The organism is Pseudofrankia coriaricola, from assembly GCF_032027725.1.
Taxonomy (GTDB): Bacteria; Actinomycetota; Actinomycetes; order Frankiales; family Frankiaceae; genus Pseudofrankia.
Window position 1 is genome coordinate 78,488 of sequence record NZ_JASNFO010000043.1, and the last position, 14,666, is coordinate 93,153.

Below are 14,666 nucleotides of genomic sequence, written 5' to 3' on the forward strand. Positions count from 1 at the left end.
AACCCTCTGGGAGAGCATGTGTCCGAGCAGCCAGTGTCGCCGGCCGAGGTGGCGTGGTTCGCGCAGCGGTGCGACCTGGTCGTCCGCAATGTCGAACGCCTCATCCGCGGCAAGACGGATGTCGTCCGGCTGGCTGTGCTCTGCCTCGCCTCCGAGGGCCATCTGCTCATCGATGACGTGCCGGGTGTGGGCAAGACGTCGCTCGCGAAGGCGCTGGCGAAGTCCATCGCCGGCACGATGCGCCGGATCCAGTGCACGCCGGACCTGCTGCCGACCGATGTCACCGGCGTCAACATCTGGAATGCCGACACCAGAAAGTTCGAGTTCCAGGCCGGCCCGGTGTTCGCGAACGTCGTGCTCGCCGACGAGGTGAACCGGGCGTCGCCGAAGACGCAGTCCGCGCTGTTGGAGGTGATGGAGGAACGGCAGGTGACCCTCGACGGAACCGCCTACCCGCTGGAGCGGCCCTTCCTGGTCATCGCCACGCAGAACCCGGTCGAGCACGGCGGCACCTTCGACCTGCCCGAGGCGCAGATCGACCGGTTCATGATGCGCCTCGCGGTCGGCTACCCGAGCCACGAGGCCGAGGTGGACATGCTGGCCAGCCGGTCGGCTGGCCAGTCGGTCGAGGACCTGGCGCCGGTGGTGTCCGCGGCCGACGTGCAGCGGATGACCGCGACGGTGCGGCGCGTCCATATCAGCCGCGAGCTGCTCAGCTACGTCGTGACGATCGTGGACGCCACCCGCCGGCGCGGCGAGCTCCGGCTGGGCGCGAGCCCCCGCGGGGGCCTCGCGCTCGTGGCCGCGGCGCAGGCGCACGCGGCGGCCGAGGGGCGCGCCTTCGTCATTCCCGACGACGTCAAGACGCTCGCCCCGCATGTCCTCGGGCATCGGCTGCTCCTGCGCCCGGAGGCCGAGCTGAACGGCGTGACCGCCGAGAAGCTGCTCGGCTCGGTCCTCGTCGGGATCCCGGTACCCGGTGAACGGCCGGCCTTCCGATGATCACCCGCTCCGGGCTCCTCGTGGCCGCGCTCGCGGTGGCACTGGGCGTCGCCGGCTTCGTCCTGCGCTACCCGGAGTTCGTCGTGATGTCGGCCGCGGCCACGCTGGCGCTCGTGGTCGCCTGCGCCTGGCTGTTCGTGGCCCCGGACGTCGTGATCAGTCGTGAGATCCGCCCGGCCGGGGTGGTGGAGGGCGAGCCGGCGTCCGGCGTCCTCACGGTCACCAACGTCTCCGGGCGGCGCTGCCCGCCGCTGCGGGCCGCCGAGCGGGTCGCCGGCACGTCGATCGGCATCGCGCTTCCCAGTCTCGCGGCCGGGGCCGGGACCCAGCGCGGCTACGCGATCCCCACCGGGCGGCGCGGGGTGTTCGAGGTCGGGCCGCTGGTCGTCGGCCACAGCGATCCGCTGCGGCTCATCCAGCTGAGCCGGGAGCTGCCCGGGCGGTCGACCCTGCGGGTGCGGCCGCGGGTGCTCGCCGTCGCGCCGCTGCCGACGGGGGGCTCGTTCGAGCTGGACGGGCCGGCGGCGCGCGAGGCGCCGCTGGGCGGTGTCGCGTTCCACTCGATGCGGGAGTACGTGCGCGGCGACGACCGGCGGCTCATCCACTGGAGGTCCTCGGCCAGGGCCGCCAAGCTCATGGTCCGGCAGAACGTCGTGCCCAACGAGATGACCATGATGGTCGTGCTGGACACCAGCGCCGCCCCCTACACCGACGACTTCTTCGAGGACGCGGTGCGGGTCGCCTCGTCGCTGATCGCCGCCGGGCTCACCCGTGGCTTCCCGGTCGAGCTGTGGACCACCGGCCGAGGACGTCTCGCGGCCGGCCGGGACATCGCGGCCGGGGAGGCGATGCTGGACCTGCTCGCCGAGGTGACGACGCGGCCAGACGACCCGGGTCTGGCCGCCCTGGCGGCCATGATGCCGGGCACCCCCGGCGTCGCGCTCGGGGTCGTGACGGGTCAGCCGGCGCCGTCGGCGCTGGGCGCCGTGTCGGCCGTGCGGCCCCGGTACGCCATGGTCAGCCTCGTCCAGGTCGGCGAGCTGCACGGCCGGCCGGCTCCGTCGGTGTCCGGGGCGCTCGCCGTCAACGTGCGGACCAGCGACGAGTTCGCCGCCGTCTGGGGTTCGCGGGCGCGCCGATGACCACGCCGATCCTGTCGCCCCGGCCGGCCCCGCCGGTCCCGCCGGTCAAGTCGCCCCGGCCGACCCCACCGCCCCCGTCGCCCCCGTCGCCGGCCACCGGCCCACGCCTCCGGCTGGGCGACGTGCTCCTGGCCGGGGCGTCGATGCTGCCCGCCGCGGCCGCCCTCGGCGCGCTGTTCGACGGCTACCGCTACCTGGCGCCGCTGGCCGGCGCCGTCGCCGCCGCGGCGGTCGTCGGCACGGTCGCGGCCCGGCGGTTGGCCACGGTCGAGCTGGTCTGCCTCGTCGGTGCGCTGGCCGGCCTGCTCTACGGCACGGGGGTGGCCGCGGGCCGCGTCGACCTGCTGCTGCGGGCGCTGCGCGACGGCTGGCGGCCGTTGCTGACCACGGCCGTGCCCGCCGAGCCGAACACGCTGCTGCTGGCGCCGCTGGGCGCGGTGCTCTGGGTCGCCACGTTCGCCGCCGTCGTGCTGGTGGTGCGCTGGCACGGCGCGCTGCTGCCGGCGCTGCCGCCGCTGCTCGTGACGATCGGGTTTCTGCTGCTGGTCGCCGAGGCCGGGCAGCGCCGCCGGGTCGCGCAGCTGGTGCTCACCGGATGCTTCGTGGTGCTCGTGCTCGTGCTCGCCGCGGTACGGTCCGCGCGCGCGGGGGTGCTCCCTGGCCAGTCCGAGCCGACCGGGGGCGGGCCCGGTGTCGACGGCCGATCCGGCCCCGGGCACCGGTCCCGGCTGGCCGGGCCGCTGGCGATCGGGCTGCCGGTGGTCGCGACGGTCGCGGTGCTGGCGACCGTGGTCGGCGTCGTCGTGCCGATCGACTCGGCTGACCGGTACGACCTCAGGGAACACAGCAGTCCGCCGGTCGACGACGTCGCCCTGCTCAACCCACTCGTGCAGGTGCGCGCGCAGCTGGACACCCCCGAGCCGACGAAGCTGTTCACCATCAGGCTGACCCCCGCGGCCGCCGCCTGGCCGGCCGGCGCGCCAGGCACGTCGCCCCGGGTGCGGACGGCCGCCCTCGGCGCCTTCGACGGCGCCACCTGGAGCGTCGACGGGAACTTCATCGCGGTCGACAAGGTGCTGCCGGGTCCGGAGGAACCGGTCGCGACGACGGTCGCGCGCGCGAGGGTGCGCGCCGACGTGACGTTCGACGGGTTCGACGACGCGCTGCTGCCCACCCTCGGCGAGCCGACGGCCATCGACTACGCCACCGCCAGCGGTTCCGGCCCGCGAGAGGGGAGAGGTCCGGCGTTCGAGCCGACGTCGGGAACGCTCGCCCTGCTGTCGCCACCGCGGGCCGGCGACCGCTTCGACCTGACGGCCCAGGTGTCGCGGCCGTCGGACGCGCAGCTGGCGGCGGCCGTCGTGGCGACCGGGCCGGGCGCGGACCGCTACCGGGTGCTGCCGAACCTGCCGGACGATCTGCGGGCCGAGCTGCTGGCCAACGCCAGGCAGACGACGGCCGGGGCCGCGACGACGTACGGCAAGCTGGTCGCGCTCGCCGACTTCCTGCGCGACGGCAACGCGTTCCCCTACGACCTGCACGCGACGCCCGGCCACTCCTACGGCCGGCTCACCCGGCTGCTGGACTCGGCCGACCCGGCGGACCACCGCGGCTACGCGGAGCAGCGCGCCGCCGCGTTCGCCGTGCTGGCCCGCTCGCTCGGGTTCCCGACCCGGATCAGCGTCGGCTACCTGCTCGACGAGGACGGCGCGGCCAACACCACCGACGCGGCCAACACCGACGGCACATTCACGGTCACCGACCACCAGGCACACGCCTGGCCGGAGGTGCTGTTCGCCGGGATCGGCTGGGTCGCGTTCGAGCCGACCGACACGAGCGACCTGTCGAGGGCGGGGTCCCGGGACGCGCCGCTGTCGGGAGCCTCCCCACCACAGACCCAGCAGGGCGACGAGGAGAACCCGGCGGTCATCACGCCGGCGCAACGCGACATCATCGTCGGCGGCGACGACGGGCGCGGTGGGCGTCTCGCCTGGCCGTTCGTCCTGCTCATCGCGCTGGGCGCCCTCGCCCTGGCCCTGCCCCTCCTGGTGATCGGCGAAAAGGCCCGGCGCCGGCTGACGCGGCGACATCGCGGCGGCCCGGCCGACCGGGTGCGCGGTGCCTGGTGGGAGGCGAGGGACCGGCTCGGCGAGTTCGGCGTCTCCCGATCGCCCTCGCTGACCAGACGCGAACTGGTCGGCGCCGTCGCCAGGAACCCGGCCACGGCGCCGGCGGTCGCGCCGCTGCGGCTGCTCGCGGCGCTGGTCGACGAGGCGACGTTCGCCCTGGGCGGCACCGGGGCCGACGATCCGGACCGGGCCTGGGCGCTGGTCGGGGACGTCCGCCGGGAGCTGGGACGTGCCGCCGGCCGCGCCGGCCGGGTGCGGGCCCTCCTCGACCCGCACCCGCTGTTCGCCGCCCCGGCGGCGGGCGCCGACGCCGAGGCCGCGGCCGTGGCGCCGCCGACCGGGCCGGCGGTGACACCCGCCGCCGTCCCGCCGGTACCCGCGAGCCCGTCGGACTTTCTCCAGCACTGGGTCCAGGTACACGGCCAGCAGCGGCGCACGATGGCCCACGCCGGCACGACGACGACACTCGCTGACACGACGGTGGTGCACGGTGAATGATCACGTCCTCGCGCGGCAGCGAGCGATCCCCCGGCCGTGGCTTGTCTGGTTGCCAAGAGTCCTCCTGGCATTGGTGCTCGCCGGCGCGGTCGCCGGGCTCGCGCTCGCGCTCGCGCGGCCGGAGGAGGTCCCACGGCGGGCGGTCGACCTCGACGACGCGTCGGCGTGGCTGGTGTCGTCGACCGTCGGGGAGGCGGTGCTGGTCGACGGGACGTCCGGGCAGATCGTCACCCGGGTCGACATCGGCGGGAACGGGTCGGTGGGCACCCAGGAGGGCACGGACGCGTTTGTCTCGTCGGCTGACGGGACGGTGCTGCGGATCGATGGCACGACCTACCGGGTGAACCTGCCGACGAGCCCGTTCTCGGGCCGCGGTGAGCCGTTGACGCTGTTCCCCGCGCCGGGCGCGCTGTTCGCCGTCAGCCCGTCGCGGGGGGTCGTCTTCGTCGTCGACCCTCGGACGTTGCGGGTCCGCGCGACCGTCGCCGTCCACGCCACGATCCGCGACGGCGCGGTTCTCGCCGACGGCGCGGGCCGGCTGTGGATCGTCGACGCGGCGACGGGCGACCTCCTGCGGGTGGACGGCGACGGGCGGCAGGCCCGGGTTGGGGCCGTCGACCCGCAGTGGACCAGGCTGATCTCCGTGTCCGGGCGGCCGGTGGCCGTGGACCTGGCGGCCGGGCGGGCCCGCCCGATCGAGGCGGACGGCGTCACCGGGCCAGGGGTGTGCGTCGACGCCACCAAGGACGGCTCGGTCGTGGTGGCCGGTGCGGGCCCGGCGCCGCCGCCGGGGCAACTGCGCGCGGACGCGGCCCGCTGGATCTTCCTGGTCAGCCAGCGCAGTGGGCTGCTGATGCTCAGCGATCTCTCGACCCGGACCTGCGACGACGTGATCGACCTTGACGTCGCCGGGCACCGGCTGGGACAGCCTGTGGAGGCCGCCGGCCTGGTGTTCGTCCCGGACCTCACGACCAGCCGGGTGATAGTCGTCGACCTGGCCGGGCGGAAGGTGAAGGCCACGGCGAACGTGCCGGTCACGCCCGACAAGCCGTTCGAACTGCAGCGCGCCGGATCGGTGGTGTTCTTCAACGACCCCGCCGGCAGCATCGCCGGGGTTATCCAGCCCAGCGGCACGGTCACGACGGTCGAGAAGTACGGCCCGACACCAACCGGCGCCGACGACGAGCCCGCCGACGTCCCGCCGCCCCCGCCCACGTCGTCGACACCGCCGCCGTCCCCGACCGAGCCGGCGACGTCCCCACCCGCCACGGCCCGGCCCTCGCCCCCAAAGGCTCCCCCGTTCTCGCCGCCCGCGGCCGCGCCGAGCCAGCCGCCGGTCGTCCCCCCGGTCACCCGGCCGCCTGGGCGGCAACCCTCGCCCGAGGCGCCGCGCCCGCCGCGGCCGGCGCAGACGACCTCCGCCGCGCCCACCGGGCCGCCGGTCGTCCCGCGGCCGGCCACCGCCACGCCGTCGCCCAGCGCGCCGGTCGTCACGCCGTCGGCGCCGGCGACAGTCCCGCCGCGGGCGAATCCGCCCACGGCCCGACTGAACGTGTCGCAGGCCAGCGGGCTCGCGCCGCTTCCCGTGCGGCTCGACGCCAGCGGTTCGTCCGCGGCGGACCCGGCGGTGCCGATCGTCAGCTACAACTTCATGGCGGGTCCCGGCGGTTCGGTCACCCAGACGACCGGCGACCAGGCGTCCGCGGTGGTGGACCTGACGTTCGACACGCCGGGCACCTGGCTCGTCACGGTCCGCGTCACCGACGCGGCCGGCAACTCGGCGCAGAGCACCCCGGTCCGGGTAACCGTGAACGGGCCCCCGACGCAGCCATCCCCGGTTTCCCCGACGACCACCCCACCGCCTCCCCCAACGACGACCCAACCGGCTCCCCCAACGACGCAGCCGCCGCCAACTCCGACGCCGACGCCCCCGCCGCCCACGACACCTCGGACGACGACAGCTCCGCCGCCCACGACACGTCCGCCGACGACGTCCCCGCCGCCGGCGACCCATACCGAGGTCACCGGCAACACCGGCTCGCCCACCTTCGCCACCGTGCATTTCGTCGGCCCGAACACGCCCAGGATCGGGGTGAACGTGGCGGTGCAGGTCCGCTGTCGGACGACCGGCGACGCGGTGGAGGACGGGAACACCTGGTTCTACCTGGTCGTGTCCGGAGTGGCGGCCGGCCGGTACGCGCCGGCCGACAACTTCTACAACAACGGCGCGACGTCCGGCCCGCACAACAACGTCTTCGTCGACACGAAGGTCCCGCTCTGCTGAGCCCCCAACGCCGCCGCGTCGGACTGGGAGCGCGAGTACTACGGCTGCAACCGCGAGCGGCTGCGCCAGGCGAAGGCCACACACGACCCGGAGAACGTGTTCAGCTTCGAGCAGAGCGTGCCGCCCGTCGCCGGCTGATCCGGTGGTCAGTACCGGACCGGCCTCACCGCCCATCACCGGGCGGCCAGCAGCATGCTGCCGACCGCCAGCGCGGCCAGGCGCCGCCGGCTCGAAATTGGCTGGTCGGACCAGCTGCCTGGCCGTACCCTGCTGCCCATCATGTGTGCCGCGATTCGGCTGCGTTCCGCCCGCTGACGGCGCGGAACGGTACTCAGCCAACCACTCGGTCGTTCTGCGCCGTCGGCCCTGTTCAGGGCCGGGCGGCGCTTCGTGCTGCCCGGCGTCGACAGACGACCGAGGGAGCAGTACATGTCCCGTGTCCATCCCGGCTACGGTGCCTACCCCGGACCGCATGAGCTTGGTCAGAACCACCTCACCGACAGGCGAGTGATCGCCCGCATCGTCGAGTTGATTGGCGAGGCACCAATGCCGATCGTCGAGTGGGCCGCCGGACGCGGCGCCGTCACCCGCTCGCTCGCCCGCCTGGGCCGGCCGGTGGAGGCGATCGAGGTCGACCCGCGCTCGGTCGCCCGTCTGCGTCGCGCCGTCGCGCCGCACGTCGTGGTCAGCCAGGGCGACATCCTGCGCCATGCCCCGCCGCGGGGACCGTACGACCTCGTCTGCAACGTTCCGTTCCACATCACCACACCGGTCCTGCGCCGGCTGCTCACCCTGAACGGCTGGCGCCGGGCAGTGCTCCTGCTCCAGTGGGAGGTCGCCCGCAAGCGGGCCGGTGTCGGGGGTGCCACGCTGCTCACCGCCCAGTGGTGGCCCTGGTACGAGTTCACGCTCGACCGCAGGGTCCCCTCGACGTCCTTCAACCCGCGCCCCTCGGTCGACGGTGGGCTCCTGGTCGTCGACCGCCGCCCCGCTCCACTGGTCCCGCCGGCGGAGCGCGCCGCCTACCAGACCTTCGCGGCCGAGGTCTTCCATGGGCGGGGGCGGGGGATCGTCAACATCCTCCGTACGCGGGGCCTGTCGGGCAACGCGCTCGCGACATGGCGCCGCGCGCACGGAATCGGTGACGGTCATCTGCCACGCGACCTGGACCTCGGCGCCTGGGTGGACGCCTATCGGCTCCGGTGAGTCCCACTCCCACCGGCGCGTGGACGGCTGGCCGCTGACCTGGCCGGCGGCGATCAGCGCGATCAGGAGCGAGGCGACCAGGAAGGTGAGGCCGAGGTAGGTCGCGCCGGCGACCGGAGGCGTTCTCCTCGACCTCAGCGGGGCGGCGATCCAGATCGTCAGCGACGGGGGCACCGCGTTCCCTGGCTGGCGGTGGACGGCCACGCCCGGCTGGCCGGCAGGTGCGGCGGTAGCACTTCGTCATCTGCCGAGCGGCCCGCGCTATCTGCCGAGCAGGCCGCGCTCGATCACGCGGACCGCGGCCTCGATCGTTTCCGCCGGTCGGTCTCCGCCGCCGAACACGTCTAGTAAGGCCATCGCCACGATCGCCTCGATGTCGACGTCGCCGAAACCGCGAGGTTCCAGGAAGTGCACGATCTGGCGCCGGCCCCAGTCGAGGGCAGCGGCCGCGTCGGTCCCGAGCGTGGCTTCGCGGCGCGTCGCGTCGGCCCAGATCCGGATGATCCCGGCCTCGGAGGCGTGCATCTCGTTGTAGGTGCGCAGCCATGCCCGCAGGTTGGCCGTCGACCAGGCTTTCCCGGACCCTGGCTCGGGTGGCGCAGGGATCGCGGCGAGCGTACGGGACAGCGGCGCCATCGCTGTCAGCACGAGAACTCGCGCGAGGTCGGCCTTGTTGGCGAAGTATCGGTAGAAGAGGCCGTGGGAGAGGCCTGCGATCTCGACGACGTCGTCGATCCGGGTGCCGAGGCCATTTCGCCCGGACTCCCGGCCGGGCCTCCGCTCAGGCCGCGGCCGCGAAGGGCAGATCCATGGCCTCGGCCAGGTTGCCGCCCATGACGCGGGCGATGTCCTCGGCGGACAGGCCCTCGAGCTCATCGACGTAGGAGACCGGGTCGGAGAGTCCCTCCGCGTGCGGGTAGTCGGACCCGAACACGACCCGGTCGACGCCCACGACCTTGATGAGGCCGCGCGGGTCCTCCTCGTGGAACGGGTGGATCCAGATGTTGCGCTTGAACACCTGAAGTGGGTCCTCGTCGAACCGCCTCGGGTTGTGCGCGTATGCGGTGCCAGCGGCCTCCACGAAGGGCCGCACCCAGCCGGAGCCGTTCTCGACCGGCAGGATGCGCAGCCGCGGGAAACGGGAGAGGAGCCCGTGCCCGATCAGCGAGGCCACCGTGTCGAAGATGCCCCGGCCCTGGGTGTGCATGATCTCGATGAAGGCCGACGGCGTGGCGAAGGGAAGATGCTCACCATCGGCCCGCCCCTCCCACATGTTGTAGTAGCGGGTCAGGCCGTCATCGGAGGAGTGCAGGCCGACGGTGATGTTCGCCTCGACCACCTTCTCCCAGAACGGGTCGAACTCCGGCAGCGCGAACGACCGGAAGCCTTCGTAGCCGGGCACCGGCGCCGGCCGGATCAGGATGATCTTCGCTCCACGCTCGAGCACCCACTCCAGTTCCTTGATGGCCTCGCTCACGATCGGCAGCGTGATCACCGGCGTGGCGAAGATACGGTCCTGGTAGTTGAAGCTCCACTGCTCGTGCATCCATTGGTTCAGCGCGTGGACGACCGCGTGGGTGGCCTTCGGATCCATGCGCAGTCGGTCTTCCAGGAGGCTGGCGAGCGTCGGCCACATGAGCGCCCGGTCAATTCCCAGCTCGTTCATGAGGGCCAGCCGCGGCTCCGGCGCGAAAAACGCCTCGGGCGAGCGAATCGGGGCGCCCATCAGCTCCCGGGTCGACTTCCCGTCCGGGTTGCCGTGCTTGAAGAACTCCTCCCAGGCTCCCGGCCGAGCGACGACGTTGAAGGTCGGGTTCGGGATGTACTCGGAGATCACGCCGCGAACGGCGATCTTGTCGCGCCCGTTGACCTGGACGTACTTGATCAGGCCGTCATATTCCTTGGGAAGAAATCTCGTGAAGGCGTCCGCCGTCTCGTACATGTGGTTGTCCGCGTCAAAGACGGGAAAGCCGACAGGGGTTTTGGGCATGACTACCTCCGGTCGCCGGTGGGCCGTCCGACGGACGCCGCTGGGCGGCCGCGCGACAGCTCGCGATCACGCCTGCCTGGGAGCCGACGAGCATCAGCCCTGGAGCGTGACGCCAGACACAGATCGTTCCTAACATCTTCTAACACTGACGTCAACGTTAGTCCACGGTCAGGACCGACCAGGCGCGTCGGCCGCGTCTGCACGACGGGCCGCATGACCCGACGCGCGCACGGATGATCCCTTCCGGCCAGCCGTCGGGCTATCGAAGGATCGAGCCACAACCGGGCCGGGCCGGAATGCCTGGAATCGGGTCGTCGGTCCTGATCGAGAACGGCTCCTGGTAGGTCACGACCAGCGCATCGCCGACAAAGTCATAGCGCCGCACCTCGCCCTGGAGGGTCTGGCCGTCGTCTTGGGAGCCGGCGATCCAGGTGACGATCCTGCCCGCTCCGGGGTCCCCGAGGTCCGGTTCGCAGGCCCAGTTGAACAGGCTGTGTCCGCCACCGCCAGAGCTGAGCGATGACACCTTCGACGCCTCGAATCAGATTTCGATCATCGAGGATCGACGGAGCGCCAAACGAGGAGGTGTCGCCAGGACGGTCGCGGTGATACGGAGACGATCCCGGACCTGGTGCCCGCCACGCCGCCGTTCGTCTGGGAGCGTCGAGGTGCTGACGGATGGCGCTCTCCGCCGGGTGCACGAAGATCCCGTATGGCGAGCTTCCCGTCCACCGCGGCGCAGGAGGGCACCGCGGCGGTCCCGCCGGCCTTCTTCGCCTACTTCACGCTCCACGCCGAAGTAGCGCCGGGAACGCTCCCGCGCCGAGAAGCGGCTTCAAGATCGAGTACTGGTCCCACTTCTTAGTGGACGAGACCCTGGTGTCCCCATCGAGGGGTGGGGCCGGGCTCGCCCAGATCAGTGCCGACGGGGTTCTGAGAGACGTCCTGAGCGATGGCGGTGCCCCAGTCGAAGTACTCCATGAGCGCCACGGCGAGCTCCGGCTGGCCGGGCAGCACCTCGCCGATCGCGTCCGCCATCAGCTCCAGCCAGCGTCGCCGATGCTCGTCGCGGATCCCGAGCCCGAGGTGGCTCCGTAGCAGCGCCTGATGCCCGCCGAGGCGGGCCGAGAAATCCGCTGGCCCACCGAATATCTCTGCCAGCCACACGGCCACATGATCGAGGTGGGTCGGCGTGAAGTGCGTGAACACGGGGGCGAGCAGTTCGTCTGCGAGCACACGGTCGTAGAACGCCGCGGACAGGCGCCGCAGGCCATCAAGGCCGCCTACATCGTCGTAGAGCGAGGAACTCACGATGACCTCCTGAGGCTAGGGCGACGCGCCGCCCAGGCTTCCACGGTGCCAGATCTCGGCTTCGAAACGTCCCGCGTCGGCGGGAGAGGCCGCCGCGGCGCGCGCGTTGGTCCCGTCAGGGCCGGGCCGTGGCGGACGACCTCGGCGGGCGATCAGGCGGCGAGCCGGAACGACGTGCCCGAACTGCTGGGTACCCAGGCCCCCGGGAGCGCCGTGGCCAGCGCATGCTGGGCGCGCCAGCCGCTGCAGTGCGCGCTGGCGACAAGGTCGGGCGCCATATCGGTCAGTGCGCTGACCGTCGGCGCGATGACCGGTTCGAAAGCGGGCCCGCTCAGGTGCAGGCCGCCGATCAGCGCATGCAGCCGTTCGACACCTGTCAGCCGCAGCGCGTGCCGCACGATGTTGACCACGCCCGCGTGCCCGCACCCGGTCAGCACCACCAGGCCCCTGCCTCGGACATGCACGACAAGCGCCTGGTCGTCGAGCACGAGGGGATCATGGCGCCAGCCGGCGCCGTCCCAGGCCTGATGCGCGGGCGGCATTCCGCGTTCGAAGTCGGTCGTGCGGTCGATCTCGCCAGTGATCAGCACGCTGCCGTCGACCAGCAGCGACGGAGACCGCCGCTCGATCACTTCGAACCCCTCCGACTCGCACGCACGCCTGCTCAGCGTCGGCAGCGCGGACGGGTCGAGCCCGGGGGGTGCCAGCCGCCGACGCGTCCAGACCAGCGGGTGCACCGTCATCGGCAGGCCACGGACCCCACGGCGGCCGGCCAGGCCGGCCAGGCCGCCCGCGTGGTCGAAGTGGCCGTGGCTGAGCACGACGCCCTGAACCTCGCCGAGATCGATGCCGAGCCGCTCGGCGTTGCTCACCATCCCGTCAGGCGACACACCGGTGTCGAACAGCAGGGTGGTGACCGTCTCGCCGCGACGGACCCGGACCAGTGCCGAGAAGCCGTGCTCGGCCCGCAGGCCCGCCGTCGTCAGCCCATCCTCGAACTGGGGAGCTTCGACCAGCCCGGCACCCCGCGGGGGCCGCCGCACCCGATCGTCCCCCGCCAGCAGCCCGTCGAAGGTGTTGTCCATCAGCGTGGTGATGACGACCTCGTCCACCGGCGCCAACGACACCGGGTCGACAGCCGTACCGGTCACGGGCCGTGGAGCGGCGGCAAGCACACCCGACGCGTCGTCATCGCACATACCCCGACCTTAGGCCGCCCCGGGTCGCCGCCGTCCGCCACCAGATCCGTACGGGTCAGCGACGAGCGCGTCTGAGGTCTGGTGTGCTGGGTCGGGCATGGCACTGTGGGCTCGCCAGGAGCGCTGGTCATTGGTGACCTGCACAAGCGTCCGCTTGAAGTCGGCGTAGGCGTCGGCGCCGAGGGACTCTTCGTGTCGGCGTTCGATGGTGGCGAGGATGGCGCGCGCCTTGGCGATCTCGTCCTGCCCGCGGTCGGTGGGGACGACGAGTTTGGCGCGCCCGTCGGCCGGGTCCGGCTCCCGGCGGACATAGCCGAGCCGGACCAGCTCGTCGACGATCGTGCCGACGATCTGCTTGTGCTGGCCGATGCGCTCGGCCAGGTCGGTGGCCCGGACCCCCTCCGGATCAAGGTGAGCCAGGACCAAGCCGTGTCGGGGGCTGACGTCCGGGTGTCCCTGCTCGGCGAGGGCCGCGAACAGCTCCTTCTGGATCGCACGCATCAGCTGGCCGGTCAGCATGCCCAGGTCGGGGAGCGAGGTGTCGCTTGGCATGCTCGACTCCTGAAAAGATTAGTAACGACTCTTGACGGTCAATGATCGTTACTATACTTTGCTTGCAGTGCAGTTGACCGCCCCACACGCCGGGGCCGCGCCCGAAGGAGACCATCATGACCAGCACCGCCGGCTTCGACTACACCCTCACCCGCGACCTGGACGCCCCAGCGGAGGCGGTCTGGCGCGCCTGGACCGTCGCGGAGGACTACGGCCAGTGGGCCAGCGCCGAAGAGGTCGTCCTGGACGTCCGGCCCGGCGGCGCCTGGAGCTCGGTGATGGTCATCCCGGGTGGAACCCGCATCCCGCTGTCGGGCGGCTACACCGAGGTCGTGGAGAACAAGCGCCTGGTGATGGGCATGAACGTCCCCGACCGTGACGAGCCTGTCCTCATGGCCCTCGACCTGGCCGCCCACGGCGACCGGACCCAGATCACTCTGTCCCAGACCTTCGACACCGCCGAGGACCGCGACCAGGCCGAGCAGGGCAGCACCATGCTCCTGGACAGCCTGACCGCCTACCTGGCCGCCGCATGACGGACCTGGAAGACGACGCGCCGAAGGGCGCGTCTCGATCCCGGCCTGGCTGATGTCCTCAACCAGGTGACGGGCCCTCGGTGCGGGACGTGATCATCGGTCCGCACGAGTCGAGATCACTGAGCTCACCTGTCCCCCGCCACACCCCGACGCGACGGGGAACCCACGACCAGGTCTCGTAGCCTCCCGTAACCCGCTTACAGGCCGGCGTTGACCTCGGCCTCGGCGAGCGCCTTCTCGCCGGCCAGCCGGAACCCGATCGCCGCCAGCACCGCGCCCGGCAGGGCCCAGAGCGCCAACACGAGCACGGCGTGGATGACCGCCGACTGCATCGAGTCCTCGGTCCGGCCGCCCCAGAGCAGAACCGCGGCGTGCACGCCGGCATCGAGGCCGGCGCCGAGCAGGACGTACCCCGCAATGATCAGCAGGCGGCCGAAGCGGTCGCGGACGCCGCGCCGGCGGGCGCCGCGCCAGCAGTAGCGTCCGACGGTGAAGACGATGATCCCCCAGAAGGCGAGCGCCGCGCCGTCGGCGACACGCACCGGCGGGCCGTCGCCGCGGAACGGGTCGAATCCGCCCATGACCCGCAGCATGTCGACGATGCCGTAGACCGTCAGACCGATGCCGGCCACGATGAGCGCGAGGCCGACGATGTTGAACAACACGTTGGGTGGGTGCCGGCCTGCCGTGGCTGCCATCGGTGCGTCCCCCTCAGCCGGGTGCCGCAGGCCAGCATGCGGCAACGGCGGGCAGAAGGTCATCAAGGCTACCACTGACCGAGACCACGATCCACGCCGGCGCCAGCCGACTGCGCGCG

Annotated in this window: 13 protein-coding genes and 2 pseudogenes; 7 read left to right on the top strand and 8 right to left on the bottom strand. The window is 72.4% G+C overall.

What is annotated here, in order from left to right:
- Positions 1–18: 18 nt before the first annotated feature.
- The 6 genes and pseudogenes from QOZ89_RS23175 to erm all read left to right on the top strand — a co-directional run bounded on the left by QOZ89_RS23175 (position 19) and on the right by erm (position 8,261).
- Positions 19–1,002, top strand: a complete 984-nt coding sequence (locus QOZ89_RS23175) for an AAA family ATPase (RefSeq protein WP_312625172.1) — start codon at positions 19–21, stop codon at positions 1,000–1,002.
- Positions 999–2,144 carry a DUF58 domain-containing protein gene (locus QOZ89_RS23180; RefSeq protein ID WP_071046299.1) on the top strand — a complete coding sequence of 382 codons (1,146 nt, stop codon included), beginning with the start codon at positions 999–1,001 and terminating at the stop codon, positions 2,142–2,144. The genes QOZ89_RS23175 and QOZ89_RS23180 overlap by 4 nt, the downstream gene beginning before the upstream one ends.
- Positions 2,141–4,771 carry a transglutaminase-like domain-containing protein gene (locus QOZ89_RS23185; protein ID WP_312625176.1) on the top strand — a complete coding sequence of 877 codons (2,631 nt, stop codon included), beginning with the start codon at positions 2,141–2,143 and terminating at the stop codon, positions 4,769–4,771. Before QOZ89_RS23180 ends, QOZ89_RS23185 begins: the two co-directional genes overlap by 4 nt.
- Positions 4,764–7,055 (top strand): PKD domain-containing protein, encoded by a 2,292-nt coding sequence (locus tag QOZ89_RS23190; protein ID WP_312625178.1) that lies wholly within the window; start codon positions 4,764–4,766, stop codon positions 7,053–7,055. The genes QOZ89_RS23185 and QOZ89_RS23190 overlap by 8 nt, the downstream gene beginning before the upstream one ends.
- 24 nt (positions 7,056–7,079) lie before the next feature.
- Positions 7,080–7,193 (top strand): annotated as a pseudogene (locus QOZ89_RS47515) (BBE domain-containing protein); the annotation flags it as partial.
- Between the two features lie 291 nt (positions 7,194–7,484).
- Positions 7,485–8,261, top strand: a complete 777-nt coding sequence (erm, locus tag QOZ89_RS23195) for a 23S ribosomal RNA methyltransferase Erm (protein WP_071046296.1) — start codon at positions 7,485–7,487, stop codon at positions 8,259–8,261.
- 261 nt (positions 8,262–8,522) lie between these two features.
- On the opposite strand, the gene QOZ89_RS23200 is transcribed toward erm, so the two are convergent.
- The 7 genes and pseudogenes from QOZ89_RS23200 to QOZ89_RS23230 all read right to left on the bottom strand — a co-directional run bounded on the left by QOZ89_RS23200 (position 8,523) and on the right by QOZ89_RS23230 (position 13,313).
- Positions 8,523–8,909, bottom strand: coding sequence for a hypothetical protein (locus QOZ89_RS23200; RefSeq protein ID WP_241841423.1), 387 nt, complete (start codon positions 8,907–8,909; stop codon positions 8,523–8,525).
- A gap of 18 nt (positions 8,910–8,927) precedes the next feature.
- Positions 8,928–9,137, bottom strand: a pseudogene (locus QOZ89_RS23205) (TetR/AcrR family transcriptional regulator); the annotation flags it as partial.
- A complete protein-coding gene (locus tag QOZ89_RS23210; RefSeq protein ID WP_071046295.1) occupies positions 9,043–10,251 on the bottom strand; it encodes an amidohydrolase family protein in 1,209 nt (402 codons plus the stop codon). The gene QOZ89_RS23210 and the pseudogene QOZ89_RS23205, both read right to left, overlap by 95 nt.
- 259 nt (positions 10,252–10,510) lie before the next feature.
- Positions 10,511–10,777 (bottom strand): hypothetical protein, encoded by a 267-nt coding sequence (locus QOZ89_RS23215; RefSeq protein WP_071046294.1) that lies wholly within the window; start codon positions 10,775–10,777, stop codon positions 10,511–10,513.
- A 335-nt stretch (positions 10,778–11,112) separates the two neighbouring features.
- Entirely contained in the window at positions 11,113–11,562 is a 450-nt protein-coding gene (locus QOZ89_RS23220; RefSeq protein ID WP_071046293.1) for a group II truncated hemoglobin, read from the bottom strand.
- Positions 11,563–11,714: 152 nt separating this feature from the next.
- On the bottom strand, positions 11,715–12,761 hold the full coding sequence (locus QOZ89_RS23225; protein ID WP_071046292.1) for an MBL fold metallo-hydrolase: 1,047 nt from the start codon (positions 12,759–12,761) through the stop codon (positions 11,715–11,717).
- A gap of 9 nt (positions 12,762–12,770) precedes the next feature.
- The gene (locus tag QOZ89_RS23230; RefSeq protein ID WP_083417993.1) at positions 12,771–13,313 is read right to left on the bottom strand and encodes a MarR family winged helix-turn-helix transcriptional regulator; all 543 of its coding nucleotides are present in this window, start codon (positions 13,311–13,313) and stop codon (positions 12,771–12,773) included.
- 116 nt (positions 13,314–13,429) lie between these two features.
- Between QOZ89_RS23230 and QOZ89_RS23235 the strand changes: the two genes are divergently transcribed.
- On the top strand, positions 13,430–13,849 hold the full coding sequence (locus QOZ89_RS23235) for an SRPBCC family protein (protein ID WP_071046291.1): 420 nt from the start codon (positions 13,430–13,432) through the stop codon (positions 13,847–13,849).
- Positions 13,850–14,046: 197 nt separating this feature from the next.
- Here QOZ89_RS23235 and QOZ89_RS23240 read toward each other — a convergent pair whose 3' ends face one another.
- Positions 14,047–14,547 carry a hypothetical protein gene (locus tag QOZ89_RS23240; RefSeq protein WP_071046290.1) on the bottom strand — a complete coding sequence of 167 codons (501 nt, stop codon included), beginning with the start codon at positions 14,545–14,547 and terminating at the stop codon, positions 14,047–14,049.
- Between the last annotated feature and the right edge of the window lie 119 nt (positions 14,548–14,666).

What these genes read in the sequence shown, in the direction of transcription:
- QOZ89_RS23180 (WP_071046299.1), top strand. Translation starts at nt 999, where the DNA reads ATGATCACCCGCTCCGGGCTCCTCGTGGCCGCGCTCGCGGTGGCACTG.
- QOZ89_RS23225 (WP_071046292.1), bottom strand. Translation starts at nt 12,761, where the DNA reads ATGTGCGATGACGACGCGTCGGGTGTGCTTGCCGCCGCTCCACGGCCC.
- erm (WP_071046296.1), top strand. Translation starts at nt 7,485, where the DNA reads ATGTCCCGTGTCCATCCCGGCTACGGTGCCTACCCCGGACCGCATGAG.
- QOZ89_RS23185 (WP_312625176.1), top strand. Translation starts at nt 2,141, where the DNA reads ATGACCACGCCGATCCTGTCGCCCCGGCCGGCCCCGCCGGTCCCGCCG.
- QOZ89_RS23235 (WP_071046291.1), top strand. Translation starts at nt 13,430, where the DNA reads ATGACCAGCACCGCCGGCTTCGACTACACCCTCACCCGCGACCTGGAC.
- QOZ89_RS23230 (WP_083417993.1), bottom strand. Translation starts at nt 13,313, where the DNA reads ATGCCAAGCGACACCTCGCTCCCCGACCTGGGCATGCTGACCGGCCAG.
- QOZ89_RS23210 (WP_071046295.1), bottom strand. Translation starts at nt 10,251, where the DNA reads ATGCCCAAAACCCCTGTCGGCTTTCCCGTCTTTGACGCGGACAACCAC.
- QOZ89_RS23240 (WP_071046290.1), bottom strand. Translation starts at nt 14,547, where the DNA reads ATGGCAGCCACGGCAGGCCGGCACCCACCCAACGTGTTGTTCAACATC.